Annotated in this window: 23 protein-coding genes; 4 read left to right on the forward strand and 19 right to left on the reverse strand. The window is 62.4% G+C overall.

Going from position 1 to position 26,347, the window contains the following annotated elements; translation table 11 throughout:
- Positions 1-24: 24 nt before the first annotated feature.
- The gene (locus tag ACQ4WZ_RS18235; RefSeq protein ID WP_101483064.1) at positions 25-591 is read left to right on the forward strand and encodes a glycine zipper 2TM domain-containing protein; all 567 of its coding nucleotides are present in this window, start codon (positions 25-27) and stop codon (positions 589-591) included.
- Positions 592-597: 6 nt separating this feature from the next.
- Here ACQ4WZ_RS18235 and ACQ4WZ_RS18240 read toward each other — a convergent pair whose 3' ends face one another.
- The 10 genes from ACQ4WZ_RS18240 to ACQ4WZ_RS18285 form a co-directional block, all read right to left on the reverse strand.
- On the reverse strand, positions 598-1,107 hold the full coding sequence (locus tag ACQ4WZ_RS18240; RefSeq protein ID WP_166674678.1) for a DUF1993 domain-containing protein: 510 nt from the start codon (positions 1,105-1,107) through the stop codon (positions 598-600).
- Between the two features lie 109 nt (positions 1,108-1,216).
- The gene (locus tag ACQ4WZ_RS18245; protein ID WP_436574151.1) at positions 1,217-2,191 is read right to left on the reverse strand and encodes a DUF2167 domain-containing protein; all 975 of its coding nucleotides are present in this window, start codon (positions 2,189-2,191) and stop codon (positions 1,217-1,219) included.
- A gap of 146 nt (positions 2,192-2,337) precedes the next feature.
- Complete coding sequence (locus ACQ4WZ_RS18250) at positions 2,338-3,357, reverse strand: succinylglutamate desuccinylase (protein ID WP_101483065.1); 1,020 nt, start codon at positions 3,355-3,357, stop codon at positions 2,338-2,340.
- Positions 3,357-8,084 carry an NAD-glutamate dehydrogenase domain-containing protein gene (locus tag ACQ4WZ_RS18255; RefSeq protein WP_436574152.1) on the reverse strand — a complete coding sequence of 1,576 codons (4,728 nt, stop codon included), beginning with the start codon at positions 8,082-8,084 and terminating at the stop codon, positions 3,357-3,359. Before ACQ4WZ_RS18255 ends, ACQ4WZ_RS18250 begins: the two co-directional genes overlap by 1 nt.
- A 148-nt stretch (positions 8,085-8,232) precedes the next feature.
- Positions 8,233-9,573 carry an N-succinylarginine dihydrolase gene (astB, locus tag ACQ4WZ_RS18260; protein ID WP_436574153.1) on the reverse strand — a complete coding sequence of 447 codons (1,341 nt, stop codon included), beginning with the start codon at positions 9,571-9,573 and terminating at the stop codon, positions 8,233-8,235.
- A gap of 9 nt (positions 9,574-9,582) precedes the next feature.
- Positions 9,583-11,079, reverse strand: a complete 1,497-nt coding sequence (astD, locus tag ACQ4WZ_RS18265) for a succinylglutamate-semialdehyde dehydrogenase (protein ID WP_436574154.1) — start codon at positions 11,077-11,079, stop codon at positions 9,583-9,585.
- Positions 11,072-12,121 (reverse strand): arginine N-succinyltransferase, encoded by a 1,050-nt coding sequence (astA, locus tag ACQ4WZ_RS18270; protein ID WP_436574155.1) that lies wholly within the window; start codon positions 12,119-12,121, stop codon positions 11,072-11,074. Before astA ends, astD begins: the two co-directional genes overlap by 8 nt.
- 13 nt (positions 12,122-12,134) lie before the next feature.
- The gene (locus ACQ4WZ_RS18275) at positions 12,135-13,166 is read right to left on the reverse strand and encodes an arginine N-succinyltransferase (RefSeq protein WP_099376231.1); all 1,032 of its coding nucleotides are present in this window, start codon (positions 13,164-13,166) and stop codon (positions 12,135-12,137) included.
- 93 nt (positions 13,167-13,259) lie between these two features.
- The gene (gene astC / locus ACQ4WZ_RS18280; RefSeq protein ID WP_101483070.1) at positions 13,260-14,501 is read right to left on the reverse strand and encodes an acetylornithine/succinylornithine family transaminase; all 1,242 of its coding nucleotides are present in this window, start codon (positions 14,499-14,501) and stop codon (positions 13,260-13,262) included.
- 288 nt (positions 14,502-14,789) lie between these two features.
- Positions 14,790-15,734 (reverse strand): GlxA family transcriptional regulator, encoded by a 945-nt coding sequence (locus ACQ4WZ_RS18285; protein ID WP_101483071.1) that lies wholly within the window; start codon positions 15,732-15,734, stop codon positions 14,790-14,792.
- A gap of 131 nt (positions 15,735-15,865) precedes the next feature.
- Between ACQ4WZ_RS18285 and ACQ4WZ_RS18290 the strand changes: the two genes are divergently transcribed.
- From ACQ4WZ_RS18290 to ACQ4WZ_RS18300, 3 genes are all read left to right on the forward strand, one after another.
- Entirely contained in the window at positions 15,866-16,300 is a 435-nt protein-coding gene (locus tag ACQ4WZ_RS18290; RefSeq protein ID WP_243857914.1) for a MarR family winged helix-turn-helix transcriptional regulator, read from the forward strand.
- A 45-nt stretch (positions 16,301-16,345) separates the two neighbouring features.
- Entirely contained in the window at positions 16,346-16,630 is a 285-nt protein-coding gene (locus tag ACQ4WZ_RS18295; protein ID WP_436574156.1) for a hypothetical protein, read from the forward strand.
- A 273-nt stretch (positions 16,631-16,903) separates the two neighbouring features.
- Positions 16,904-17,749 (forward strand): HDOD domain-containing protein, encoded by an 846-nt coding sequence (locus ACQ4WZ_RS18300; RefSeq protein ID WP_101483073.1) that lies wholly within the window; start codon positions 16,904-16,906, stop codon positions 17,747-17,749.
- Here ACQ4WZ_RS18300 and ACQ4WZ_RS18305 read toward each other — a convergent pair.
- The 9 genes from ACQ4WZ_RS18305 to queA form a co-directional block, all read right to left on the reverse strand.
- Positions 17,746-17,919: a hypothetical protein gene (locus ACQ4WZ_RS18305; protein WP_436574157.1), complete on the reverse strand. Its 174-nt coding sequence runs from the start codon at positions 17,917-17,919 to the stop codon at positions 17,746-17,748. The two genes, ACQ4WZ_RS18300 and ACQ4WZ_RS18305, sit on opposite strands and share 4 nt — an antisense overlap.
- Positions 17,920-18,137: 218 nt before the next feature.
- Positions 18,138-18,764, reverse strand: a complete 627-nt coding sequence (locus ACQ4WZ_RS18310; RefSeq protein WP_436574158.1) for a glutathione S-transferase family protein — start codon at positions 18,762-18,764, stop codon at positions 18,138-18,140.
- A 90-nt stretch (positions 18,765-18,854) separates the two neighbouring features.
- Entirely contained in the window at positions 18,855-19,556 is a 702-nt protein-coding gene (locus tag ACQ4WZ_RS18315) for a helix-turn-helix transcriptional regulator (protein WP_166674676.1), read from the reverse strand.
- Positions 19,553-20,302, reverse strand: a complete 750-nt coding sequence (locus ACQ4WZ_RS18320) for a hypothetical protein (protein ID WP_436574159.1) — start codon at positions 20,300-20,302, stop codon at positions 19,553-19,555. Before ACQ4WZ_RS18320 ends, ACQ4WZ_RS18315 begins: the two co-directional genes overlap by 4 nt.
- Positions 20,303-20,375: 73 nt before the next feature.
- On the reverse strand, positions 20,376-21,398 hold the full coding sequence (gene secF, locus ACQ4WZ_RS18325; RefSeq protein WP_133989132.1) for a protein translocase subunit SecF: 1,023 nt from the start codon (positions 21,396-21,398) through the stop codon (positions 20,376-20,378).
- A 90-nt stretch (positions 21,399-21,488) separates the two neighbouring features.
- Positions 21,489-23,354 (reverse strand): protein translocase subunit SecD, encoded by a 1,866-nt coding sequence (gene secD / locus ACQ4WZ_RS18330; RefSeq protein WP_436574160.1) that lies wholly within the window; start codon positions 23,352-23,354, stop codon positions 21,489-21,491.
- A 95-nt stretch (positions 23,355-23,449) separates the two neighbouring features.
- On the reverse strand, positions 23,450-23,782 hold the full coding sequence (gene yajC / locus ACQ4WZ_RS18335; protein WP_101483079.1) for a preprotein translocase subunit YajC: 333 nt from the start codon (positions 23,780-23,782) through the stop codon (positions 23,450-23,452).
- A gap of 196 nt (positions 23,783-23,978) precedes the next feature.
- Positions 23,979-25,118 (reverse strand): tRNA guanosine(34) transglycosylase Tgt, encoded by a 1,140-nt coding sequence (gene tgt / locus ACQ4WZ_RS18340; protein WP_436574161.1) that lies wholly within the window; start codon positions 25,116-25,118, stop codon positions 23,979-23,981.
- 2 nt (positions 25,119-25,120) lie between these two features.
- Positions 25,121-26,176 (reverse strand): tRNA preQ1(34) S-adenosylmethionine ribosyltransferase-isomerase QueA, encoded by a 1,056-nt coding sequence (gene queA, locus ACQ4WZ_RS18345; RefSeq protein ID WP_436574162.1) that lies wholly within the window; start codon positions 26,174-26,176, stop codon positions 25,121-25,123.
- Positions 26,177-26,347 lie beyond the last annotated feature (171 nt).

Raw genomic sequence — 26,347 nt, forward strand, 5'->3', positions numbered from 1 at the left:
CGCAGTACCACCCCAGGAGAACACATGAACACGACGACTACCGCCAGCCGCATCCACCCCTTGATGGCCGGCGCCGCCATTTCCGTGACGGTCCTGTGCCTGGTGGGCGCGGCGTCCATCGCCGGCATCCTGCCCAATTCGCGGGCGAATGTACCTGCCGATGTGGCCGCCATGACGCCGGCGAACGCCGCTGCCCTGGCAGCGCCCGCGACTGTTCCCGTGACTGCACCGGTTGCCGCGCCTGTCGTCGCGCAAGCGGCCCCCGCTCCTGCGCCGGCACCTGTCGTGCACAAGCGCGTCGTGCACCACACGCAAGTGGCGCAAGCGCGCCCCGCCTACAATGACAACAATGATGGCTACCGCGAGACAGCCTACCGCGAACCGGTACGCCAGCCTCAGCCAGTGCCTGCGCCCGCACCGGCACAACCGAACTACGTGGGCATCGGCACGGGCGCCGTCATCGGCGGCTTGATCGGCAATCAGGTAGGTGGCGGTCGCGGCAAGGCGCTGGCGACAGTGGCCGGCGTGATCGGCGGCGGCATGCTGGGCAATGCGGTGCAGAATCAAGTTCAGCAGCCACCACAACGTTAAACCAGGTCAGTCGTACGGGCCAAGATAGTCAAGCTTGCCCACGGCCACGCCATTGTTTCTCAGGATGGCGTGGACCATGGAGACGTGGAAATAGAAATTCGGCAAGGCAAAACTGAGCAGGTAATTGTCGCCCGAGAACTTTTTCCCCTCGTCAGTCCAGTTCAGCACGACTTCCTTCTGCGCGCTGCCCGCCATCTGCCCCGCATTCACGCTGTCGATATAGGCGATAGTGCTGGCGATACGTTCTTGTAACTGCTCGAACGACGCTTCGTTATCCTCGAACTTCGGCGCCGGCACGCCGCTCAGGCGCTCGACCGACATCTTCGACGTATCGCTGGCGCGCTGCACCTGCGCCGTCAAGTCCAGCATGTCGGGCGCCAGCTGCGCGCCCAGTAAAATCTCGGGCACGATGCCATCTTCCTCCACATGGGCTTGCGCTTTTTCCAGCAGGGCCGAGACGACCCGCAAGCCGCGAATGAAGACGGGGATGGTTGCCTGATACATGGACACGGACATGGCGAACTCCTGATAGTGAACGATGAGCCAGTGTACCCGAGGCGCTGTTTTCCGGCAGCGCGCGCAATGCCACTCTTGTGCGCCAGCGCACCAAGCGGCACAGTTGCCCTTACTTGTCCAGGTTCACCTTGCCATCGGGCGCACGGTCCGGCTGTGCCACCGGTTCTGCCTGCGGCAGTGGCTGCGGTGCCGGCTTGTCCTTGCGCTTGCCGCCCAAGAACTTGACGATGGCAGCACCAGCGCCCACGACGGCCAGGATCAGTACCTTCTTGAAGGCCAGCAGCAGCGCCAGCAACTTGCCAAACAGGCCCAGCTTGCTGGCCACGCCACCGGCCACCAGCGCCGCCAGGCCATACTCGGCCACCTTGTCCGTCTTGCTGTCGAAATCCGTGTAGCGGTTACCCTCGGTAAATTCCGTGAATGCCGTCACTTGCTGCATCTCTTTCTTGATCGCCTCGATCTGCTGCATGCCGGCGATCGCGTTCAGGTTCAGCACGCCTTCGCGGCCCAGCACGCGCACGTTGTAGTTCAGCGAGTGCTCGCCGCCGTCAACCATCAGATCCTTGGCCCAGTACAACTTGTGCGTATCCTTGGCATAGCTGGGTTTTTCCGCCCAGCCCATCAAATGGATGCCGGGATAGCCCTGCTTCTTGCGCTCCGCATTGTTTTCCAGCACGGACGCCTGCATATCCTTGAGCAATTCGTCGTATTTGATGCTGTCCGCATCGTCATCCTTGATATGCCCTTCCTTTTCATACGTGACAATGACACCCCAGCTATCGCGCTCGAGCACGCTGGTCTTGGCGGGCACGATCATGCCCAGCGACTCCATGCCCGGTGGGTTTCCCCAGGCATCAACCAGCACGCGCTCGGTATCGGCCGGCGACAAATAGCGGAAGTTGGCGGGCAAATCCAGGGTGGCGATACCGCCCGGCAAGGTGATCTTGCCGCGTTGCAGGTGCAACTGGGCGAGGAATTGCTCGGCCGTCATTTCCGTTGCGCCAGCCTTGTCACCGGCAGGAGAGGCAGACGTCAGGCCGGAGAGGGTCAGGCACAGCAAGGCTGTCAGCAGGCGTTTCAACATGATCGATCCAAAAAATTGCAAAGGGTAAATATTTTAAATCAATTGATTGCCTAATGGATAATTATTTCCGTGCGGAATTTTTTTGTAAAAAAAAGCGCCAGGCGGGTTTCCCCGGCTGGCGCCTGACACAGTACGTGGCTGGAAGATCAGGACACGCGCACCACCATCAACCCGGCGCGCAAGCCTACCCGCACGTCCGGGTTCGGGAACACCACCAGCTCTTCCGCATGCTGGACCGTGTACACATGGTCGCCATCGCTGGCGATCACGGCGTGCTGCGGCAAAGACGTGAAATTCTGCGTGCTGCGATCAAAAGCCATGCGGAATTCATCGCTGTGCTTGATGATTTCCTGCGCCACCTTGAACACGTGCGGCGCAGCCTTGACGGCTTGCGCAGGCAAGCCGCGCAGCAGGCCGTCCAGCGCCCGCGACACGTCATCGAACAGGGACAAATCGTTCTGCCCCAGGGTGCCCACGCGGCCCAGCTCCACCGTGCTGGCGGCCGCGCCGAAATGCTCGGCCGAATAATAACTATACGTGCCGGCCGACTGCGGGTTCATGATGATGGCGCCGATGGCCGCCTGGCCCAGCCAGGCTATCAGCTGTGCCTTGGCGTCGTCGGCCACCAGGTCCGGCACGATGGCAAACGTGGGGTACACGGAAGGCCGGATGGCCGTGTGCAAATCCAGGTGCCAGCGCACGGGGCCCGCAGCGTCAAAGAACGCTTTTGTCGCAGCGATCATTTCATCGGCGCGCGCGCTTTCCGCCGCTTGCGCCAAGCTCCCCCGCACGGGGCGGAACATGCGATTCAGGTCGGCGTCGATGAAACGCTTGCCGGCCCGGATCGCATCGACATTGCCCACGCAGACAAGCAGGTCGACGGCCAGCTTCGATGCATCGCGCGACAATGCGTCGAGCAGATGCGCCAGCACTTCGATCGGCCCCGTCTCGTCGCCATGCACGCCCACCGAGATGGCCACGCTGGCGCGGCCCGCATCGGCTTGCGGCTTGACGACTTGCAGCATGCCGGGCGCCGGCAAGGCCACCGTGAAACCCGCGTTGGCGAACAGCTGCGCCACGCCACTGAAATCGGCCTGCGCCAGCGCCTGCACGGCTGGCGGCAAGCCGCCAGCGCCCTGTCCAACTTGTAGTACTGCTTGCGTCATTACACCGCCGCTTCCGCTGTGGGTTTCTCCGTGATTTTATTCACGGCTTCCGACAAGGTCCACACGTCCAGCATGGCTTGCTCCAGTTCCGTCGCCGCCACGTAGGCCGACAGTCCCAGCGCACCCGTCACCGCATCGACGGCCTGGCCTACATTGCCTTGTCCGGCACGCGCCAGCACCTGCGTCAGCAAACGCTGTTGTGTGCGGCGCAGGGCTTGCTGCGCGTAGTTGCGCAACTGCTCCTGCGACTTGCCTTGCGCGGCCAGCTTCAGGCCACGCTCCAGCGTATCGATGCCCGCCTGGCTGCGCAGGGCCAGGCCCACTTGCAGGAAGGCGGCCAGGTCCATCGAGGCGGGGCGCGGCACGGACAGGGCCGGGAACAGGAAGCCGGCCACCACTTCCAGCGCGTCGACCGCATCCCACGCCTGCACGAAGGCTGGCGTCAAGCCAGGCACCAGCGCAGCTTCCGACTTGATGCCAACGGCTTTCAGCAGTTCGCGCTTCGATTCCGCGCCAAACAGGCGGGTCAACTCGGCCAGGCCAGCGCCGCGCAATTGCTCGGCCGGCACGGACAGCACGCCGGCGATCATCGTTTGCTGCAGCACGCGCGTTTGCGCGTCGACCTTGATCGACACGGCACGCGGTACCGTCAAGGCATCGGCGTCGAGCGCGTCAAACACGGGCGCCAGGTTCAGCGCCACCCATGCCTGGCCCCAGGCCAGGATGACTGCCGATTCGTCCACGCCATGCTCCGCCGCCAGGTTGCGGATCATCAGCGGGCCGCAGCGGTTGATCACTTCATTGGCCAGCACGGTCGCCAGGATGGCGTTGGCCAGCGGGTGGTCGAGCGCCGAACGCGTTTCCACCAGCAAGGATGGGAAGTACGGTTTCAGCACCGGTTCGGCCCACGTTTCTTCCGTCAACGGCAGCGCGGACAGGATGCGCTTGAAGCGGTTCTTGACGTTAGCAATCACCACCGCCAGTTCCGGTGTGGTCAAGCCACGGTTATCGAGCTTGCGGCGCGCCAGTTCTGCTACCGATGGCAATTGCTCCAGTTCGCGCGACAGGGCACCTTCTTCTTCCAGGCTGGCGATCAGGGCTGCATAGCCATCCTGCACGGCACTCTCGCTTTGCGCCTGCAACTCGCGCACCAGCAAATGCGTCTGCTGCGTGTTGTCGCGCAGAACCAGACGCTCGACGTCGTCCGTCATCGCATACAGCTCGCGGTTGCGTTCTTCTTCCGTCAGCTTGCCCGCATTGACTTCCACATCCAGCCAGATTTTGACGTTGACTTCATGGTCTGAGCAATCCACGCCGGCCGAGTTGTCGATCGCATCGGTGAAGATGCGCCCGCCCGCCAGCGCGAACTCGATGCGGCCTGCCTGCGTCGCACCCAGGTTGCCGCCTTCGGCCACCACTTTCACGCGCAACTCATTGCCGCTGACGCGGATATGGTCATTCGCGCGGTCCTTCACCTGTGCGTGCGTTTCCGTCGAGGCCTTGATGTAGGTGCCGATACCGCCGTTGTAGAACAGGTCCACGGGCGACTTCAGGATGCGGTGCATCAGTTCTTCCGGCGGCAGCGAGGTTTCTGCGATATCGAGCGCGGCGCGGATTTGCGGCGACAGCTCGATCGTACGGGCGGAGCGCGGATACACGCCGCCGCCTGCCGAGATCAGCTCCTTGTTGTAGTCGTCCCACGAGGACCGCGGCAAGGCGAACAGGCGCGCGCGTTCGTCGAACGAGACGGCGACGTCCGGTGTCGGGTCGAGGAAGATGTGGCGGTGGTCAAATGCGGCCACCAGTTTCAACTGGCGCGACAGCAATACGCCGTTGCCGAACACGTCGCCCGACATGTCGCCCACGCCGACCATGGTGATCGGCGTGGTGTTCAGGTCGTGGTCCATTTCATAGAAGTGGCGCTTCACGGCTTCGAATGCGCCCTTGGCGGTGATGCCCAGTTTCTTGTGGTCGTAGCCGTTGGAGCCGCCCGAAGCGAATGCGTCGCCCAGCCAGAAGCCGCGCTGCACGGCGATGCCGTTGGCAATGTCGGAGAACGTGGCCGTGCCCTTGTCGGCGGCCACCACGAGGTAGGGATCGGCGTCGTCAAAACACACGGTATCGACTGGCGGGACGATATTGCCCAGCGAACGGTTGTCCGTCACTTCCAGCAGGCTGGAAATGAACAGGCGGTACACGGCTTCGCCTTCGGCCGCGATGGTTTCGCGCACGGCGTCCTTCGGCATCATCTTGCAGACAAAGCCACCCTTCGCGCCGGCCGGCACGATGACAGCGTTTTTCACCATCTGGGCTTTGACCAGGCCCAGGACTTCGGTGCGGTAATCTTCCATACGGTCGGACCAGCGCAAGCCGCCACGGGCGACAGGGCCGCCGCGCAGGTGCACGCCTTCGAAGCGGCGCGAGAAGACAAAAATCTCGCGGTAAGGACGCGGTTCCGGCACCAGCGCCAGGCTGCTGGTATCGAACTTGAAGATGATCTTGTCACCGGCTTGATTGTTCTGGAAGTAGCTGGTACGCAGGGTGGCGGCCATCAGGTCGGCCAGCGCGCCGAGAATTTCCTCGGTGTCGGCGTGATTCACGGATGGCAGGCCGGCCTTGATGGTGGCAATCGCCTCCAGGGCGGCCGCGTGCTGCGCGTCGGACAGCGAGGGATCGAAGCGCTGCAGGAAGGCGTCGACCAGGGCTTTCACATGGGCCGGCTGCTTGCGCAGGCTTTCGGCAATGTAGCGCACCGAGAAGCGGCTGCCCGTCTGGCGCCAGTAGCTGGTGTAGGCGCGCACCAGCTGCACTTCGCGCGTCGACAGGCCGCCTTCGATGACCAGGCCATTCAGGCGGCCATCTTCGGCCGTGTCGTTGAACAGAGCTGCAAACAGTTCCTGCGCCACGGCGACAATTTCCGGCTGCGCCAGTTTCGCCGCACTGGCGGCATCGACCGTCAGGCTGGTGACGAAATAGCGCGTGCCGTCCAGTGGCGAAATCGAAAAGGCTTGCTCGCGGTCGATCGCCACGCCCGCGTTATGCAGCGCCGGCAGGATGGCCGACAGCGGCGGCACCTTGTTGGCCGAATGCAGGCGGATGGTGGTAACGGCCCCCGTCTCGATGCGCACGGCCACATGCGATGGATCGGTGTTGCGCAAGATGGTGTCGAGGTCGCGGAAGGCGACGGCCGGTGCGGTGGCGGCAACGTAGTCGAGCGGCAGGGTGGCGCAGAGTTTGCGCAGGCTGGTGCGCAGGGCTACGTCGGGCACGGCGTCGGCCACGGCGGCAAAGCCGTTATGCCAGCCATCGAGCACGCCAAGGAGGGGCTGCTCAATATCCGTTTCCAGGTCCAGCGGGTATCGGGCGGCGTGCGCGATCAGGTAGACGCGTGCCAGGGGACCGTCGGCCACCAGGGTTTGCGTGCTCACATGCGTGGCGCCGGAACTGGCTTGCAGCGCCTTTGCCAGGCTCGATGCCACGCTGGCGCTGTAACGCTCGCGCGGAAGGTAGACCAGCACGTTCAGGTGACGCGCATACACGTCGCGGCGCGCGAAGACCTTGGTGCGCGGCTGCTTGTACAGCGAGACGACGGCGCCGCATACCTGCGCCAGCCAGTCGAGGTCCGCTTCCAGCGCTTCGGTGCGCGGCAGCGATTCGAGGATTTCGCGGAATTTCTCGGCGCGGAAGCCTTGCTGGCGCACACCGGCCAGGCTCAGTACCTTGGCCACGCGGCCGCGCGCAAATGGCAGCGCTGCCAGCGGAGTGGAGTTGCCGGCACGGGTAAACAGGCCGACAAAGCAATGCTCGCCCAGGATCGCGCCTTGCGCATCCATGTCGCGCACGCCGATGAAGTCCAGCTGCTGGTCGCGGTGCAAGGTGCCTGCCACATCGGCCTTGACGATGGACAGCGCCGATTCGCGCTTGGCCAGGGTGTCGAAGTCACCCGGGATATTCGCCAGGCAGGTGCCGTAGACTGGGTGGGCCGTATCCTGCAACACGCCCACGCGGCTTGGAATATCGCGTTCCAGTTCGCGCACGCCCGGCTTGACGCGGTAATAGGCGTAGCCGAACACTTCAAAGCCGCCGCCGCGGGCCCATTCCAGGAAGGCGGCGACTTCCGCGCCTTCTTCGCCATGCTGGGCGGCAGTCGTGGCGACGGCGGCCAGGCGCTCGCCCATCGCGGCGCTGTCGCGGCGCACGACAAAGGCGTCACGCGCAACCATCTCCAGGGCGGCGACCAGCGCGGCCAGGGCTTCCGGCGCCAGCTCTTCGTCGAGCAGCACCAGCACATACGATTCGAGCGGGTCGCCCGGTTGGCGCACCGCTTCCACGCTGCCGTCAGCGGCGCGGCGCACGGGCAGCACGGTGTTCATCACGCCCCGCACGGCCAGGTGCTGGCGGCGCATGGCCATGACGATGGAGTCGACCAGGTAAGGCATGTCTTCGTTCAGGATCAGCAAGGCGCTCGCCATGCCACCACGGCCATCCGCATAACGCAGGGTGGCAATCTGGCAGCCGCTGCCGGTACGCTTGGCCGCTTGCGTAAAGCCGTCGACCAGCACGGGCGCCAGGCTGTCGGGCGCGATATCGGCCAGGTCTTCGGCGTCGAGGGAGTCCAGCCATGCCTGCACCAGTTGTACGACAGGCGCTGCCGCCTTGTTCGCACTGCCAGCCGCGTTAATCAGCTCCAGCGTTTGTGTGCGCAAATCTTGTGGCGTGTGATTCATCTTGCATCTCCATTACGGTAATGTGAATGTCCAACGCTGTCGTTCGGGCTTGTGGCTGGGCGGCAGCGGTGTCAAGAGACGGGGGTCGCCCGTCCAATTCTGTATTGCGGATAGTCTGTCTCGGATTTTCTGTGTATTTTTCTATCGCCTACAAGTCGTACAATCCAGGTAAGTTGAGGATGATCGTCAATTCTTCAAGCGCCGCATGCACTTCCAGCGCCAGCTGCGGGTCGGCCAGGTCGCCCGGCTCCAGATGATCGCGGTAGTGTTTTTCCACCCACTGTACCAGCCGATGGTACAACGCTTCCGTCATGATCACGCCCTGGTGCATGGCGCGCGCTTCGGTTTCCGTCAGGGCCACGCGCAAACGCAGGCAGGCTGGCCCGCCGCCGTTGCGCATGCTCTGGCGCAGGTCGAAATGAATCAGTTCATCGATGGGCCCACCGCTGACCACCAGGCCTTCCAGGTAGCGCGATACGGCGCGGTTTTCCTGGCATTCCTGCGGTATCACCAGCGCCATCTGGCCGCCCTCTTTCGTCAGCAACTGGCTGTTGAACAGATAGCTGCTGACGGCGTCCGTAATTGGCACCTGGCCCGTGTCCACGCGCAGCGCCTGCAAGTCGGCATCCGTGGCGGAGACGGCGCGGTGCAGCTGCGACAGGCTCTCCTCTTCATCGGCAAACGCCTGCTCATGATAGAACAGCACATTGCCATTGCCGACGGCAATGACGTCGTTATGGAACACGCCCTGGTCGATCACTTCCGGATTCTGCTGCACGTACACGGTGCGCCTGGCGTCCAGGCCATGCAGGCGCGCCACGGCTTGCGACGCTTCCAGGGTCTGGCGCGCCGGGTAGCGCTTCGGCGACGGCGCGGAAGGATCGAACTCCACCCGACCATACACGAACAACTCAACCGATGGCGCGCCGTGGCTCGCGCCGAGACGCGTGTGATTGGCCGCGCCCTCGTCGCCAAAGGCGGGCGTCGATGGCAGCGCGTCATGCACGGCGAAGTGCCTGTCATCGCTGAAGATGGCGCGCAGGCTGCGCGCCGACTGCGCGTGCTCGAAGGCGCGGTGCAGCTTGTTATTCAGGTTGGCGGCCGTGAAATGCACGCGGCCGTCCTGCGTGTCCGCCGAAGGGCTGACCGTGGCGGCGTTCGCCGTCCACATGGGCGAGGCAGAATACGCGCACGCCAGGATCACGGGCGACTCCTTGTAGGCACGCGCCAGCACTTCGGCGTCCGTCCCGGTGAAACCGATAGCGCGCAGCAGGCGGAAATTGGGACGGTCCTGCGGCGGCAGCAAGGCTTGCGCAAAGCCGCGCGCGGCCAGCGCACGCATCTTGGCCAGGCCCTGCAAGGCGGCCTGCTTCGGATTCGAAGCGCTTTTCACATTGCTGAACGAGGCCACGTTGCCGAACGACAGTCCGGCATAGTTATGCGATGGGCCAACCAGGCCGTCAAAATTGTATTCGCGCGTGCTGTGCATGGGGTTTCCTTAAAAATTCAGGCCGGGCGACAACTTGGCCGGCATTTCCAATGCGCTGTTCTCGATCGAGGCGACCGGGTAGGCGCAGTAATCGGCCGCGTAATAGGCGCTCGGACGGTGGTTGCCCGACTTGCCGACGCCGCCGAACGGCGCCGTGCTGGCCGCGCCCGTGGTAGGACGGTTCCAGTTGATAATGCCGGCGCGCGCGCGAACCTGGAAGCTTTGCCACAGGGCCGGATCGTCGGACAGCAGCGCGGCGGCCAGGCCGAATTCGGTGGCGTTGGCGACCTTCAGGGCCGCGTTGAAATCGGCAACGCGGATCACCTGCAACAGTGGGCCGAACCATTCTTCGTCGGGGATGCCGGCAGCATTGGTGACGTCGACGATGCCGGCCGTGACAAAACCCGCCTCGGGATTCAACTGGCGCATCTGCAGCAAGGTGGTGCCGCCCTTGGCCACCATATCGGCTTGTGCCTGCACCAGGCGCGCGGCCACGGCACTCGATACGACAGGGCCCATGAAAGGCTGCGGCTGGGCGTCGGAGGCGCCGATGCCCAGTTTCGCGGCCACTTCCACCAGGCGCGCCACAAACGCAGTGCCAAAGGCGTTATCCTGCACCACCAGGCGGCGCGCACAGGTGCAACGCTGGCCAGCCGAGACGAACGCGGAGAAGATCGCATGGTGCACGGCCGCGTCCACGTCCTTCACATCCCACACCACCAGGGCGTTATTGCCGCCCATTTCCAGCGCCAGCATCTTGCCCGGCTGGCCGCCGAACTGGCGATGCAGACTGATGCCCGTCTGGCAGGAACCCGTAAACAGCACGCCGTCGAGGTGTGGATTGGCGCCCAGGGCCACGCCCGTGTCGCGCCCGCCGTTGACGAGATTGACGACGCCATTCGGCAAGCCAGCCTGCTGCCACAGCTGCACGGTTTTGATGGCAGTGCGCGGCGCATATTCGCTGGGTTTGAAGACGATGGTGTTACCGGCGATCAGGGCCGGCACGATATGGCCATTCGGCAGGTGGCCGGGAAAATTATACGGGCCAAACACGCCGAATACGCCATGCGGACGGTGGCGCAGCACGGCGTCGCCATCGGCGATCTTGCTTTGCGTGATGCCTGTGCGCGCGTTGTACGACTGCACCGAGATATCGATCTTGTTGGCCATGGTGGCCACTTCCGTGCGCGACTCCCACAAAGGCTTGCCCACTTCTTCCGAAATCAGCAGCGCCAGCGCTTCCGCATGCTCCTTCAGCAGTTCGCGAAAGCGCACGCAGATGGCGATGCGCTCCTCGACAGGCGTATCGGCCCATGCTTCGAAAGCGGCGCGGGCGGCCTGGCAAGCCTGCTCGACTTCGTTTTCCGTCGCTTCCAGGCTGGCCCAGGTCTGCTTGCCGTTCGACGGGTCGATGGTGAGCAGTTCGCGGCCAGTGCCTGGCAGCCAGGCGCCGTTGATGAAGTTCGATGCTGCGGTAGATGAATGAAGGTCGGACGATTTAGACATGGGGATGCTTCCTCGGGTTGAGTGACAAGGTGCGCACGGTGTCGCCGTTATGGCAGCGCAGCAGATGCAGTTCATCGTCATCGAGCGCGATCTTGCCGCTGTGCGGATTGGCGCTGGTGACGATCATGCGGAAATCTTTCAGGTCGGTGTTCGACACCAGGTAAGGCTCGGCTTGCGCCACCTCGCAGGCGTCATGCGCCGCTTCGGCATCGAGCACGGCCGGCATGCTGTCGCGCATGGCGCGCAGTTCGGAGACACGTGCCTGCAGCACGGGACCGGCGTCAAAAATGTCGACATAACCTTCGAAGTGCAAGCCTTCCTGCTCCAGCAGGCGGCGCGCGGGCGCCGTGCTCAGATGCACCTTGCCGATCACTTCCTGCGCCTCGTCGGGCAGGTAGGCCACGTACATGGGCTGGCGCGGCATCAATTCGGCGATGAAGGATTTCTTGCCCAGGCTGGTCAAGTCGTCGACGTGGTGGAAATCCATCTTGAAGAAGTGGCGGCCCAGGCCTTCGTAGAACGGCGAGCTGCCGTCCGCTGCCTGGTAGCCGCGCATTTCCGCGATCAGCTTTTCCGTGAACAGGTGGGGGAACTGGGCGATGAACAGGAAGCGGCTCTTCGACAGCAGCTTGCCATTGTTGCCGCTGCGGTAATCGGGGTGCAGGAACAGCGAGCACAGTTCCGTGCTGCCCGTCAGGTCGTTCGACAGGTACAGCGTTTCCATGCGCGTAAACACGTCGAGCTCGCGGCTCGAATGGACCAGGGTGCCGATGCGGTAGTTATAAAACGGCTCTTCCAGGCCCACGGCGCCCTTGATGGCGCACACGCCGGCCAGGCGGCCCGTGTCGGTATCCTCCATGACAAACATGTAGTCGCGCTTTTCGGGCGGGATGGTTTCGGCGAACGAGGCGCAGGCAATGGCCAGGCGGTCGCCCAGCATTTTCATGTCCGGCTTGAGGGTGGTCATGCCGGTGCCGACCTGGCTGGCCAAGCCGTACAGGGCGTCCAGGTCAGAAGCGTTGATGGCGCGTACTACTAGCATAATGTTCTCTCGGTTAGATGCGCACGCAAATGACGCTGTCGCCTTCGGCCACGGCCAGCGCTTCAAGCAGCTCGGGCGGCAAGCCGACGGTGTCCTGCGCTTCGAGCGCATCGCAGGTAAAGGTGACGGCGCGGAAGTTGCGCTCCGCGCCCGACGCGACCGCGTAATGCACTTTCAGGCCCGTGCGGCTGGGCGTGACGCCTGCGACGACGCGGCGCGTGAGCGAGCCCGTAAACGAGCGCAGCGCATGCTTGTGCGCCTGCAGGATCGGACCGCCATCGAAGATGTCGATGTAATCGTCGGCTTCAAAGCCTTCTTCCGTCAGCAAATTGAACGCCAGTTCCCCGCTCGGGTGGATCTGGCCCATGGCCGCCTGCGCGTCGCCGGGCAGCAGCGGCACGTACACGGGGTAGTGCGGCATCAGTTCGACGATCAGGGTGCGGTTGCGGGCGCCGCCGATGACTTTTTCGGCATCGAGGAAATCCATCTGGAAGAACTTGCGGCCCAGCGCATCCCAGAATGGCGACTGGCCGTTGGCGTCCGTGATGCCGGCCAGCGGCACGAAGAAGCGGTCGCCAAAGCGGTGCGGTGCCAGCACGGCGAACAACAGCCGCGCGCGCGACAGCAGGGCCGCTTCCAGGCCCGCTTGCTCCATATTGCGCACGTAGAAGCCGGACAGCTGCGAATACGCCGTCAACTCCGAACACAGGGTCAGCGCATGCACGCTATGGCTGATGTTCAGGTCACGCGAGACTTGCTGGATGACGTCGTTTCGAAAGGAAAAATAGGTGCCGTTCGAGCCAGCCGAGGCGAAGATGGCGGCCGTGCCGGCAATGCTCTTGTCGAGCAGGGATTCAAGCACGAAGAGATACGACTCTTCGCTGGGGATGTCGACATGGGCGGCAAACGAGGCGATGGAGCGCTCGACGGAGGCGGCGATTTTTTCGCGCGTCTTCGGCAGGGTATGGACACCCGGCATGGTTACCGCGGCCAGCGCTTCGAGGGCTGCAATATCCGCAATTTCTACCGGACGGACAACATACATGGGTACTCCTTCAATGCTGACGATGCTGGGGTAGAACCAAGCCGGCCCGCAGCAAAGCGGCGGGCCGGTGATAGTACGGGGGTAAGACTAGCCTCAGGCTTTCAGCAGGCCGTCGATGGCCACGCGCAGCAAACGGCCCGCTTCGGCGATCTGCTCGTCCGAGACGATCAGGGCAGGCGCCAGGCGCACCACGTCCATGCCGGCGATCAGCACCATCAAGCCTTGCGCTTCGGCCGCTTTCTGGATGTCTTTCGCGCGGCCCTTGAAGGCATCGCTGACTACCAGGCCCAGCAGCAAACCGCTGCCGCGCACCACGGAGAACACTTGCGGGTAATCCGTGATCAAGCCTTGCAGCATGGCGATGGTGTTGACGCTCGCTTCCTTGACGCGCGCCAGGAAAGCTGGCGTGTTGATCGTTTCGAGCACGGTTAGGGCCACGGTGGCGGCCAGCGGATTGCCGCCGTAGGTGGTGCCGTGGGTGCCGACGGCCAGGGTTTGCGCCAGTTCATTGGTCGTCAGCATGGCGCCGATCGGGTAGCCATTGCCCAGCGCCTTGGCGGCCGTCAGGATATCCGGCGTGACGCCGTAGCCCATGTAGGCAAACAACGCGCCAGTGCGGCCCATGCCGCACTGGACTTCGTCGAAAATCAGCAGGGCGCCGGTCTTGTCGCACAGGGCGCGCAGCTCCTTGAGGAACTCCGGATTGCCCGGCACCACGCCGCCTTCGCCTTGTACCGGCTCGACGATCACGGCGCACACGTCATCGCCGATGGCGGCGCGTGCCGCTTCGATATCGTTGTAGGCGATGTGGTCGATCGATGGTGGCAGCGGCTCGAAGCCTTCCGTGTACTTGGCCTGGCCGCCGACGGAGACGGTAAACAGGGTGCGGCCGTGGAAAGAGCTGAAGCACGAGATGATGCGCGACTTGTGCGCGCCAAACTTGGTGTGGGCGTATTTGCGCGCCAGTTTCAGGGCCGCTTCGTTGGCTTCCGCGCCAGAGTTGCAGAAGAAGGCGCGGTCGGCGAAGGTCGCTTCCGTCAGGGCCAGCGCCAGACGCAGGACAGGTTCGTTGGTGTAGCCGTTGCCCAAATGCCACAAATTGTTGATTTGCTTGGTCAGCACGTCAACCAGGGCCGGATGGCAGTGACCCAGGCTGTTGACGGCGATGCCGGAGGTGAAATCGAGGTAATGCTTGCCTGACTGGTCCCACAGATCCAGTCCGGAACCGCGCACGGGCACCATGGCGGCAGGGGCGTAGGTAGGAACGAGGACCTGGTCAAAGGTTTCCCGGGTGACTGGACGAGCCGTTACGGTCGAATCAAGCTTGGCATTCATAGCATTTCCCCATCAATATGTTAGGTACTCCGCAGCTACGACAGCTACGTGTGTACTGCATTATAAAAAGCGGGATGCTAAAACTCTTTTGAATCTGCGACAAGGATTTTCACAATTCATCACAGCTGTGCTTATCGTACGATAGTGCGAAATACATAACGCCTGGCGAAATCGTAGCGAGCGGCAGTGAGTTGTGGCTGAGAAGCGGAGCTGTGCGAAGCACGGGGCCGCCGAGGCAGTGAGCATCGGCGGCCGCAAATCGCGGCGCGCAGCAGATTTCACCAGACGTTAGACCGGCGGCATCAGCTTGCGCTGTCGCTCTTCGCGGGGGGTATTGCCAAACAGGGTGCCAAACGCCGTGGAAAAGTGCGAGCCGGAAGAAAAGCCGCACATCAAACCGACTTGCACGATGGAATAATGCGTATCGAGCAACAGTTGCCTGGAGCGCTGCAGGCGCAGCTCCAGGTAATAGCGCGATGGCAGGCTGCCCAGGTATTGCTTGAACAGCCGTTCCAGCTGGCGCCGCGACAGGCCCACCAGGCTGGCGATGTCGTCGGTCGACAGCGGCTCCTCGATATTGGCTTCCATCAAGGTGACGGCTTCGGACAATTTCGGCTGCAGCACGCCGAAACGCGCCTGCAAAGCCACGCGCTGGCGCTCTTCCTTGCCGCGCACCTTGTCCACGCACAACGCTTCCTTGACGAGCGCCTGCACGTCGGCGCCAAACACGGTCTCGATCAGGGTCAGCGAAAAGTCGATGCTGGCTGCGCCGCCGCAACAGGTGATGTGGGGGCCGTCGATGTCGAACAGGTGCGGCGTCAGGATGGCCCGCTCTGCCTTCGCTTCCGCATCGGCGTACAGGGCCCAAGGCAAGGCGATACGCACGCCATCCATGACACCCGCGTCAGCCAGCCACAGCACGGCCGCGCCCACGCCGCCCCAGAATGGTGCCGAACGGCAGCGTTCGATCACCGCCCGGCACAACTCGGCACGCAGCGGCGCTTCCGTTTCATCGGCCACCAGCAACGCAATATGCCAGTTTCCGCCCTGCGCGGCCACCTGCTCCGGCGTGCGCACGTCCAGTTGCAATGCACCGGGCCCCAGCGCCCGCGCACACAGGCGCAGCGGCTGCACCAGGCCGGCCCAGGTGATCGATTCGGCATCGCCGGCATGGACCAGCAACAGGCGCAGCGGCTTGTCGAGGCCGATACGGGAAAGATTAGCGAAGGACATCGGCGAGGCGGACCAGGGGCAAGGGCTGAGTTGCCCACATGATACCGGACTTCCGCCCCATCCAGCCCCTCATGCAAGGGCGCATCCCGGTGCGGCGGAAAAAAGCGGAGCGGAAGGATATAATCCCCCCCATGGGTGAACGATATTTAAAAAGTATCCGGCTGCTGGCCGAATGCATGCAAGGCTTCGAGCGGTTTTCTAGCGACTTCGTGCGCCAGTACGGCTTGACGCATGCGCAATTCGACATCATTGCCACGCTCGGCAACACCTGCGGCATGTCCTACAAGGAACTGGGCCAGAAAACCCTGATTACCAAGGGCACCTTGACGGGCGTGGTAGACCGGCTGGAGCAAAAGGGGCTGGTGGTCCGCGAACGTTGCACGAAAGACAAGCGCTCCTACTTCGTGCGCTTGAGCTGCGAAGGCGAACAAGTGTTCCATGACGTGTTCCCCAAGCTGACAAAGCAGGGCCAACGCCTGTTTGACGGCTATACCGAAGACGATTTCATGCGCCTGGAAACCACCCTGTCGGGCTTGAAACACGCCATCGCCAACGGCCACAGTTGACAATTCACCAAGCACAGACATTCAAACAAGACAAAGGAAACCAAGTTGAAAACCACACTGCTCGACGGCAAAAAGCCTGCTCATTTCGATAAACACATCATCGGCAACCTGCTGCTCAACGCCAGCACGCCGGAACTGGTACGCCAGGAAAAACTGATCATCGGCGTGCGCAACGAAGACGGCGAAATCTACCGCCTGATCGGCGCCACCAAGCACAACAGCTTCATGAATGCCGTCGAGGAATTGTTCGATCTGGGATTGACGGATGAGCTGGAAGACAGCGAAGAGCTGGTCGAAGGCTGCGATGCGATCTTCAGCGAAACTCTGTAGTAAGGCTTAACAAGACCTGCTGCGCGTTGCGCTTTGCGGCCTGCGATGCTCACCGTACCAGCTTGCGGTTGCGCTTCCTGGCCACAAATCCCATGCGCTGGCGATGGTCCTGTTCAGCACTTTAAGCATCGCTGCCATTGAAAAGGCATGCCGCTGATCCAGCCGCATGCCTTTTCCCGTTTACGGGGCTTTGCTTGTCTTTTACTTGCTTGTTTGCGAAAAGATCATGGTTAAAAAGTTCCGCACGGAAATATTGCGAGTATAATTTTTTCAATGAACAGACTCGACGCCTTTAAAAGCATCGCCGCACAAGCCGCTCGTGGCGAGCTGACCTTTCCTGCCAACGTGGCCGCTTCGCTCAAGCTGCAAGAGGCACTGAGCGATCCCGACTGCCATATCGAGGCCGCTGCCAAGCTGGTGCAAGCCGACCCGCTGCTGGCAGCGCGCACGGTGGCCATCGCCAATTCGGTGGCGTTCAACCGCTCCGGCAACGAAATCACCAGTGTGCGCAACGCCGTGCAACGGCTTGGCGTGCGTACCCTGCAATCGGTGGTGGCATCGCTGATCGTGCGCCAGCTAGGCAGCACCATCACCGATCCCGTGCTGCAGGCGAAGGCCAACCAGTTGTGGGAACATACTGCCCACGTAGCTGCCCTGTCGCAGGTACTGGCGCGCCGCGTCACCAGGGTGGACCCCGATACGGCCCTGTTTGCCGGCATCATGCATGAGGTGGGCGGCTTTTATCTGCTGTCGCGCGCGGCCGAATTCCCCGGCATCCTCGACGGCGAGCCGGAGGACTGGGTCGAACATGGCGAACAAGCCATCGGCCATGGCGTCCTGACCAAACTGAAGGTGCCGGAAGCGGTAATGGGCGCCATCGATGCGCTGTGGGAAGGCTTGCGCGCCATCCCGCCCGAATCGCTGGGCGATACCCTGCTGCTGGCGAATGACCTGGCGCCCGTCTCGTCGCCCCTCAACGAAAGCCCGGCCGCCATCGCTGTGCGGGCCGCCCGCGCCGCTGGCAGCATCGATTGCGTGATCGGCGATGCGACCCTGTCGAGCATCATGGAAGAATCGAACGATGAAGTACAGTCGTTGCTGAAGGTGCTCGTGCACTAATCCTGTTTTACCGGCACCGGCGGCATGATCGGCACGCCTGGCGCCGGCTGCGGCACGTCGACGATCAGCACATGCTTGTCCATGGCCTTCTTTCCCTGCTTCTGCTGGACGACTTGCGTGGCGACAGCCCGGGTACTCCATAGTGGCTTCGGATGACGTGGCATGAACATGGCGTACCTGCTGAAAGTGGGATGCGCCCCATATGTGCAGCGATTATCAACTTATCAAGGCACTTTTCAAGCGCCGGACAAAAAACCGCTCGAAAGCGGAAAAAAAAACCCGCTCGAAAGCGGGTAAAGTCCAAAGCTAGGGATGTCCTGAAAGAGACAACCCTATCTTATGCGGTGCGTCGCGCCGGCTCCGTGCGCTGGCACACTTAGCGCGCACATTATCCCGGCAACAGCTCCACGTCCGTTTCCTGCCAGGCACGCAACTGGCGCACGCGGGCGAACCACGCCTGGATATGCTGGTACTGCGCCAGCGGCAGCCGTACGGCCTCGCTGTACATCAACGGCGCGGCCACGCCAAAATCGGCCAGGGTCACATCGTCTCCGCTGAGCCAGCTGCGCTGAGCCAGATGCGCGTCCAGCACCACGGCGCACTCATGCAGTTCGCGCTCGCCGCGCGCCTCTTCCCGCGGGTCCGCCGGACCATTGCCCGTCATACCTTTCCACGCGCGCTCCCAGGACAGGACGCTGATGGCGGGAGCGAAATGCTGCGTGGCCCAGAACAGCCAGCGATTGACGTCGGCGCGGGCCTGCGGCGCCTGCGGGTAAATCGTCTGGCCCGGTACCTGCTCGGCCAGGTATTGCATGATGGCGCACGATTCCCACAGCAGGAAAGCGCCATCGGCCAGCACGGGCACTTTGCCGTTCAGGTTCAGTTCGGCCAGGCGGCGGCGGTCGTCCGCATTCATCAGGTCGACTTCGGCCAGTTCCAGAGGCAGGCCGAGGTGGATCGCCGTCATCCGGGCGCGGCGGGCATTCGAGGACATGGGGTGGTGGTACAGACGCATGATGGAGTACTCCGGTGTGTGAAGAAGCCACCATCGTAGAACCAGTCACTGACAGTTTTTGTCAGGAGCATGGCCTAGGTCTCCGGGTCGCTAGCTTTCCGGATCAATATCGTGCGCCTTGCGCCAGGTGTCGAGCAAGGCGTGGCGGCGCGTGGGATAGCGCTCCTCGTGCCGCTGCACGCTGGCGATGCGGTCGATGCGGAAATGCCGGTAATCGCCGCGCAGCTCGCACCAGGCCGCCAGCAGGCGCTTGCCTTCAAAAAAGGCCAGGGCAAAGGGCCATACCGTGCGCGAACTGGCGCTGCCATGCTCATCCTGGTAAGCCAGGGTAAGCTTCTGTTCATAACGGATGGCCTCGCGCACCGGCTGCACGTAAAGGTCGGCCGGCTGCGCGCCATCGGCGGGACGCCCCAGCGGCACCCACAGGCTGGTGTCGGCCATGCTGTCGCGCAAGTCGCGCGGCGAAGCGGCCGCGATCTTCGCCAGGGCATTGCTGGCCGCCTGCGCCAGGCCCGCATCGCCCTGGCGGCGCACCCATCGCGCGCCCAGCACCAGCGCCTCCAGTTCATCGGCGCCGAACATCAGCGGCGGCAAGAAGGCGCCACGGCGCAGCACATAGCCGATGCCCGCCTCGCCCTGCAGGGGAGCGCCCAGTTCGGCCAGCGTCTGGATATCGCGGTAAATCGTGCGCTCGGAGACCCCCAGCTGCTGCGCCAGCTGGGCCGCCGTGACGGGCACGCGCCTGGCGCGCATGGCGTCCATCAGCAGGAACAAACGGCCACTGCGGCTCATGGACAGTCCTGCAATGCCTGGTCGCCCATGACCAGGGCTGACAGGGCTGGCACGTACAGATAGCCGTCGGGCGCCAGGCGCGCCGCGCGCGGCCCCTCTTGCACTCCCGCGATGCCGTAACAGCGCTGCAAGCGGCCTGCGGCGGGCCACCAATAGATGGCAGCATCCTGGTCGGGAAAGCGCTGGCGCACGCTATCGGCCTGCGCCGCCACCTGCCGGAAATCTCGGTAAAAGGCCGGAGCTATGCCCAGCTCCGCCGCAAAGGCTGCTTCCAGCGCCGCCACCTGCGCCCGTTGCGCGGCCAGCGCCGCTGTTTCACGGTCCAGCTCATCGGCCGGCACGCCCGCCTCGCTCAGGCTGCGGCGCATGTGCTGCTGGCCTTCCTGCGCGCGCAGGAAGGCCGTGTCCTGCAGCGCCAGCACGGCGGTGCCGGGAATGCTTTTGCGCTGCGCGGCCGGGAAAACGTACAGGGTGCAGCTGCCGGCGCACACGGTGTCGATGGCGAGACTCCATTGCCGCTGGCGCAGGTAGCGCCCCAGCAGCATGGCGGCCTGCGGGTCACCGCCATGGCTATTGATGCGCAGCATGGTTGTCCCTGGCGTGGCCAGTTGCCTCAGCTTGTCCACGTCGCCCTCGGCGATGGCGCCGCCCAGGGCGATGGTATCGCTGGCCACACGGCTCAGTTCTGCGGCACTGGCCAGCATACTGATACCCGTCATGATGCCCATCAAGATAAAACGCTTCATCGTCATCCGTCACAAAAAAAAACGACCACCGCAAGGGTGATCGTTCTTCCATTCAACATGCAGAAAGCTGTGCTTACACCACGGCGCCGTCGGTTTCGTCTTTTTCCTTGACCGGCTTGATCAAGTCTTCGCGCTTGACGCCCAGCCACATGGCGATCGAGGCCGCGACGAATACGGACGAGTAAATACCGAAGCAGATACCGATGGTCAGCGCCAGTGCGAAATGGTGCAGGGTCTGGCCGCCGAAGACCAGCATCGACAGCACCATCATCTGGGTGGAACCGTGGGTGATGATGGTACGCGAAATGGTGCTGGTGATCGCGCTGTCGATCACTTCATGCACGGAAGCCTTGCGCTGCTTGCGGAAGTTTTCACGGATACGGTCAAAGATCACCACCGATTCGTTGACCGAGTAGCCCAGCACCGCCAGGATCGCGGCCAGTACCGTCAGCGAGAATTCCCACTGGAAGAAGGCGAAGAAGCCCAGGATGATCACCACGTCATGCAAGTTGGCGATAATGGCCGAGACGGCGTATTTCCACTCGAAGCGCACGGCCAGGTAAGCCATTACGCCCAGAATCACCATCACCAGCGCGTTCAAGCCGTTCTGCGTCAGTTCGTCGCCTACTTGCGGTCCGACGAATTCGACTTTCTGCAGCACCAGCGCTTCATTACCGGCAGCGTCCATGCACGCGCTCTTGAGCACATGCTCGCCCTTTGCAGTGACAGTGTCGATTGCCTTGGTCGTGCCTTGCTCGGCCTTGCACAGCGCGTCAAACACGCGCTGCGACGTGTTGGCGGCGCTGACGCCTTTTTCCACCGGCAGGCGGATCATCACGTCGCGCGCCGTATCGAAGCTGGTCACGCCTGGCTCTTCATAGCCCATGGCGATGAGGCTGCCGCGTATGCCTTCGAGATTGGCCGCCTTGGGGTATTTCACCTCCATCAGGGTGCCGCCCTTGAATTCCACGGACAGGTGCAAGCCCTTGTGGAACAGGAAGAAGACGGCGGCAAGGAAGGTCACGGCCGAAATCACGTTGAAAATCAACGCATGGCGCATGAAGGGAATATCTTTTTTGATCCGGAAAAATTCCATGAAATCCTCTGAGTTCTATTCTGTGCGTCCGGCGGCTGGGCCGCCGGATGCTATCGCTGTTGTCGCTATTGGCTAAGGCTGGACCGCCGCTTATTTGCTGGTGCCCGGCACCCACACCGTGCCGATCGACAAGGTCGTCAGCTTTTTCTTGCGGCCATACCAGAGGTTGACCACGCCGCGCGAGACGAAGACGGAGGAGAACATCGAGGTCAGGATGCCCAGGCAATGCACGACGGCGAAGCCGCGCACCGGGCCGCTGCCGAAGGCCAGCAGCGCCAGGCCGACGATCAGGGTGGTCACGTTCGAGTCGAGAATCGTAGCCCAGGCGCGGTCGAAGCCGGCGGCGATCGCCGCTTGCGGCGTATTGCCGGCGCGCAGCTCTTCGCGGATACGTTCATTGATCAGCACGTTGGCGTCAATCGCCATGCCCAGTGCCAGCGCGATAGCGGCGATACCTGGCAAGGTCAGCGTCACCTGTATCATCGACAGCAAGGCGATCAGCAACAGCAAGTTGGCGGCCAGAGCCAGCACGCTGAAGGCGCCGAACAGCATGTAGTAGGCGATCATGAAGATGGCGATGGCGATGAAGCCATACAGGGTCGAATGGAAGCCCTTGGCGATGTTTTCCGCGCCCAGTTGCGGTCCAATCGTGCGTTCCTCGATGACGGTCATCGGTGCGGACAAGGCGCCCGAGCGCAGCAGCAGCGCCAGTTCGGTGGCATTTTCCGCGCCGCCCATGCCCGTGATCTGGAAGCGCGAACCGAGTTCCTGCTGGATGGTCGCGACCGACAGCACTTCCGGCTTGCCCTTTTCAAACAGCACGATGGCCATGCGCTTGCCCACGCGTTCGCGCGTCGCTTCGCGCATCTTGCGCCCGCCGTCGCCGTTCAGGTCGATCGACACGGCCGCTTGCTGGTTCTGGTCGAAGCTGGCCGTGGCGCTGGAAATGTAGTCGCCCGTCAGGATCACGTCTTTCGACAGCACGACAGGTACGCCCTTGCCAACCGTAAACAATTCCGAGTTGAACGGGATGGCGCTCGACAGTTCCGTGCCAGGCACGATGGTTTCATCGACCAGGCGCACTTCCAGGGTGGCCGTGCGGCCGATGATGGCTTTCGCGCGGGCCACATCCTGCACGCCAGGCAGTTGCACCACGATGCGGTCAGGACCTTGCTGCTGGATCAACGGCTCAGCCACGCCCAGCTCGTTGACGCGCTTGGACAGGGTGGAGATATTCTGTTTCACGCCTTCGTCGATGGTCGCCTTCAGGGCGGCCGGTTTCAGGGTGATATTCAGTTTCAGGTCGCTGCCTTCGCCCGCATCGGCGAACGCCAGTTCCGTCATCTGGTCGGACAACACATTCTTGGCCTTCAGGCGCGTTTCCGCGTCGCGGAAGTTGATTTGCACGCTGTCACCCACGCGCTCAATGCCGGCGTGGCGGATATTCTTGTCGCGCAGCACGCTACGCGCGGCGGACTGTACGCCCTGGATTTTCTTGTTCAGTACGGCTTTCGCATCGACCTGCATCAGGAAGTGCACGCCACCGCGCAAATCCAGGCCCAGGTACATGGGCAAGGCATGCAATTTTTGCATCCACATCGGCGTATTGGCTTGCAGGTTGACCGTCACGATGTAGGCGGGGTCGGTGGAATCGGGGTTCAAGTCCTTTTCCAGCGCCAGTTTTGCCTTGAACTGGGTATCGGGATCGGCAAAACGCACGCGCACGGAAGCGAGATTGCCAGCGCCATCCATGGTGACACCTTCCGACTTGACGTTCTCTTTCGTCAATATTTGCTCGACTTGCGTCATCAGCTCGCCCGTCACTTTGACAGTCGACTTGCCGCTGGTTACTTGCAGCGCCGGTGACTCACCGAAATAATTGGGCGCCGTATAGAGTGCGCCCAGCAATAAGGCGACGACGATGAGGATGTATTTCCAGGCAGGATAGCGATTCATAGTGATTCAGCGTTCAGTGTTGAGCGTCGGAGGCGTCGCGAGGGGCGGCGGGTAGCCGCCCCGGTCATCATTGCAGGTGCAATGACAGCGAGGAATTACAGCGCCTTCAGGGTGCCTTTAGGCAACAGGGTGGTGATGGAGCTCTTTTGCACCGTGACTTCGGTGCCGGTCGCCACTTCGATGGTGACGTAAGCGTCCACTACCTTGACAACACGGCCCAGCATGCCGCCGGCGGTGACGACTTCGTCACCCTTGGCCAGCGCGTCCATCATCGCCCGTTGTTCTTTGGCGCGTTTTTGCTGTGGGCGGATCATCAGGAAATACATGACCACGAACATCAATACCAGCGGCAGGAAGCTGGTCAGGTTGCCGCCGAAACCCAGGGCATCGGCAGGGGCTTGCGCATAAGCGTTGGAAATGAAAAACACGGTGACTCCAGTTCTAATCAGTTTGAAAAAACAGCGCTGTATTCTAGCATTGGCAAAAGGCCATCCCCCGAATTGCAGGCATGGCAACTTCAAATGGGGCTAAAAAAGCATTATGCAATGCTTTATCGCCCCAGTCCAAGCACCAATCTCGAAAACATCAGCTCAGGACCTCGCGGCCCATGAACCTAAGCATTTCTTAAGTTCCCCGTGCGCGTTCCGCATGGAATTGCAGGGTGAACGCATGGAAACGGTCTTCGTCCAGCGCTTCACGCATCTGGCGCATCAAGTCCAGGTAGTAGTGCAGGTTGTGGATAGTATTCAAGCGCGCGCCGAGGATCTCCTTGGAACGGTGCAAATGGTGCAGGTAGGCGCGCGAAAAGTTGCGGCAGGCATAGCAGCTGCAGGTCTCGTCTAGCGGCGCCTGGTCTTCCTTGTACTTGGCGTTCTTGATCTTGATGTCGCCGAAACGGGTAAACAGCCAGCCATTGCGGGCGTTACGCGTCGGCATGACGCAATCGAACATGTCGATGCCGTTCGACACACCGGCCACCAGGTCTTCCGGCGTGCCGACGCCCATCAGGTAATGGGGCTTGTTGGCCGGCAGGCGCGGGCCAACGTGGGCCAGCATGCGCATCATGTCTTCCTTCGGCTCGCCGACGGACAGGCCGCCGATGGCGATGCCGGGGAAATCGATCTCTTCGAGCTTGGCCAGCGACTCGTCACGCAGCATTTCGAACATACCGCCCTGCACGATGCCGAACAGCGCGTTCGGGTTTTCACCGCGGTGGAACTCGTCCTTCGAGCGCTGCGCCCAGCGCAAGGACATGCGCATGGACTTGGCCGCTTCCTCAATGGTAGCCGGACGGCCGGCGATTTCGTACGGCGTGCATTCGTCGAACTGCATGACGATGTCGGAGTTCAGCACGCGCTGCACCTGCATCGACACTTCCGGCGACAGGAACAGTTTATCGCCGTTGATGGGCGAATTGAAATGCACGCCCTCTTCCGTAATCTTGCGCATGACGCCCAGCGAAAACACCTGGAAGCCGCCCGAATCGGTCAGAATCGGCTTGTTCCAGCCCATGAAACCATGCAAGCCGCCGAATTTCTCCATGACAGTGTTGCCTGGACGCAACCACAAATGGAAAGTATTGCCCAAAATAATTTGTGCATCGATCTCGTTGAGTTCCAGCGGCGACATGGCTTTCACGGAGCCGTAAGTGCCCACTGGCATGAAGATCGGCGTCTGCACGACGCCATGGTTGAGTTTCAAGGTGCCGCGGCGTGCCTTGGTCAGGCCGCTCGTGTCGGTCTTGAGTAGTTTAAATTCCAGCATGGTCAGTCTTTCACGGGAGTATCAAGGTTCAGCGGAGCGCGCGATTGCGTAGTGAGCAGCATCGCATCGCCATAACTGAAGAAGCGGTAGTTCTGCGCGATCGCGTGCGCGTAAGCACTGCGGATCGGCTCATAGCCGGCAAAGGCCGACACCAGCATCAGCAGGGTCGACTTCGGCAAATGGAAATTGGTGATCAGGCGCGTCACCGTCTTGAAGGCATAGCCGGGCGTGATGAACAGGGCCGTATCGGCGCTGCCCGCCACCAGCTGGCCGCTTTGCGAAGCCGATTCCAGCGCGCGCAAGCTGGTCGTGCCGACGGCTACCACGTCGCGCCCGGCAAGTTGGGCAGCGCGCACGGCGTCGACGGTGTCCTGCGGCATGGTGTACCACTCGGTGTGCATCTTGTGTTCGGCCAGCACCTCCGTGCGCACGGGCTGGAAGGTGCCCGCGCCCACGTGCAGGGTCACATAGGCAAAGTTGACGCCCTTGGCCTTCAGTTGATCAAGCAGCGCCTGGTCGAAATGCAGGCCGGCCGTCGGCGCGGCGACAGCGCCCGGCACCTTGTTGAACACGGTCTGGTAGCGCGTCTCGTCAAATTCGTCCGCATCGTGCTCGATGTAGGGCGGCAGCGGCAAACGGCCATGCGCCTCGATCAGCTCGAACACGTCGGCCTCGAAGTGCAGCGTGAAGAATTCGCCGGCACGCTGGCCGACAGTGACGTCAAACGCGTCGGCGAGGCGGATGCGGCAACCGGGCGGCGGAGACTTCGACGCGCGCACCTGGGCCAGCACGGTGCGCTCATCGAGCACGCGCTCGACCAGTGCCTCGATCTTGCCGCCGCTTTCCTTGACGCCAAAGAAGCGCGCCTTCAGCACGCGCGTATCGTTCATCACCAGCAGGTCGCCCGCTTGCAGCAATCCTACGATGTCGGCGAACTGGCGGTCGACCAGGGTCTCGCCGTCCAGATGCAACAAGCGCGAGGCGCTGCGCTCGGCCAACGGAGTTTGCGCAATGTTTTCTTGCGGCAAATTAAAATCGAAATCAGAAAGCGAATACATGCGTTTTGCTTCAAAAGTACGTCAAAAATGATTAGGAGTGCGCAATGGAACATCTGGCACTATACTGTGCGCCTATACAGGCATTACAATAATCCGCCGCAACACTACAACTGCGGTATGCACAGGGTGTGCCGGACAACCCTCTATTTTACGCTAGCGGCACAAAAATCT

Source organism: Janthinobacterium darwini (assembly GCF_051380905.1).
Classification (GTDB): Bacteria; Pseudomonadota; Gammaproteobacteria; order Burkholderiales; family Burkholderiaceae_D; genus Janthinobacterium.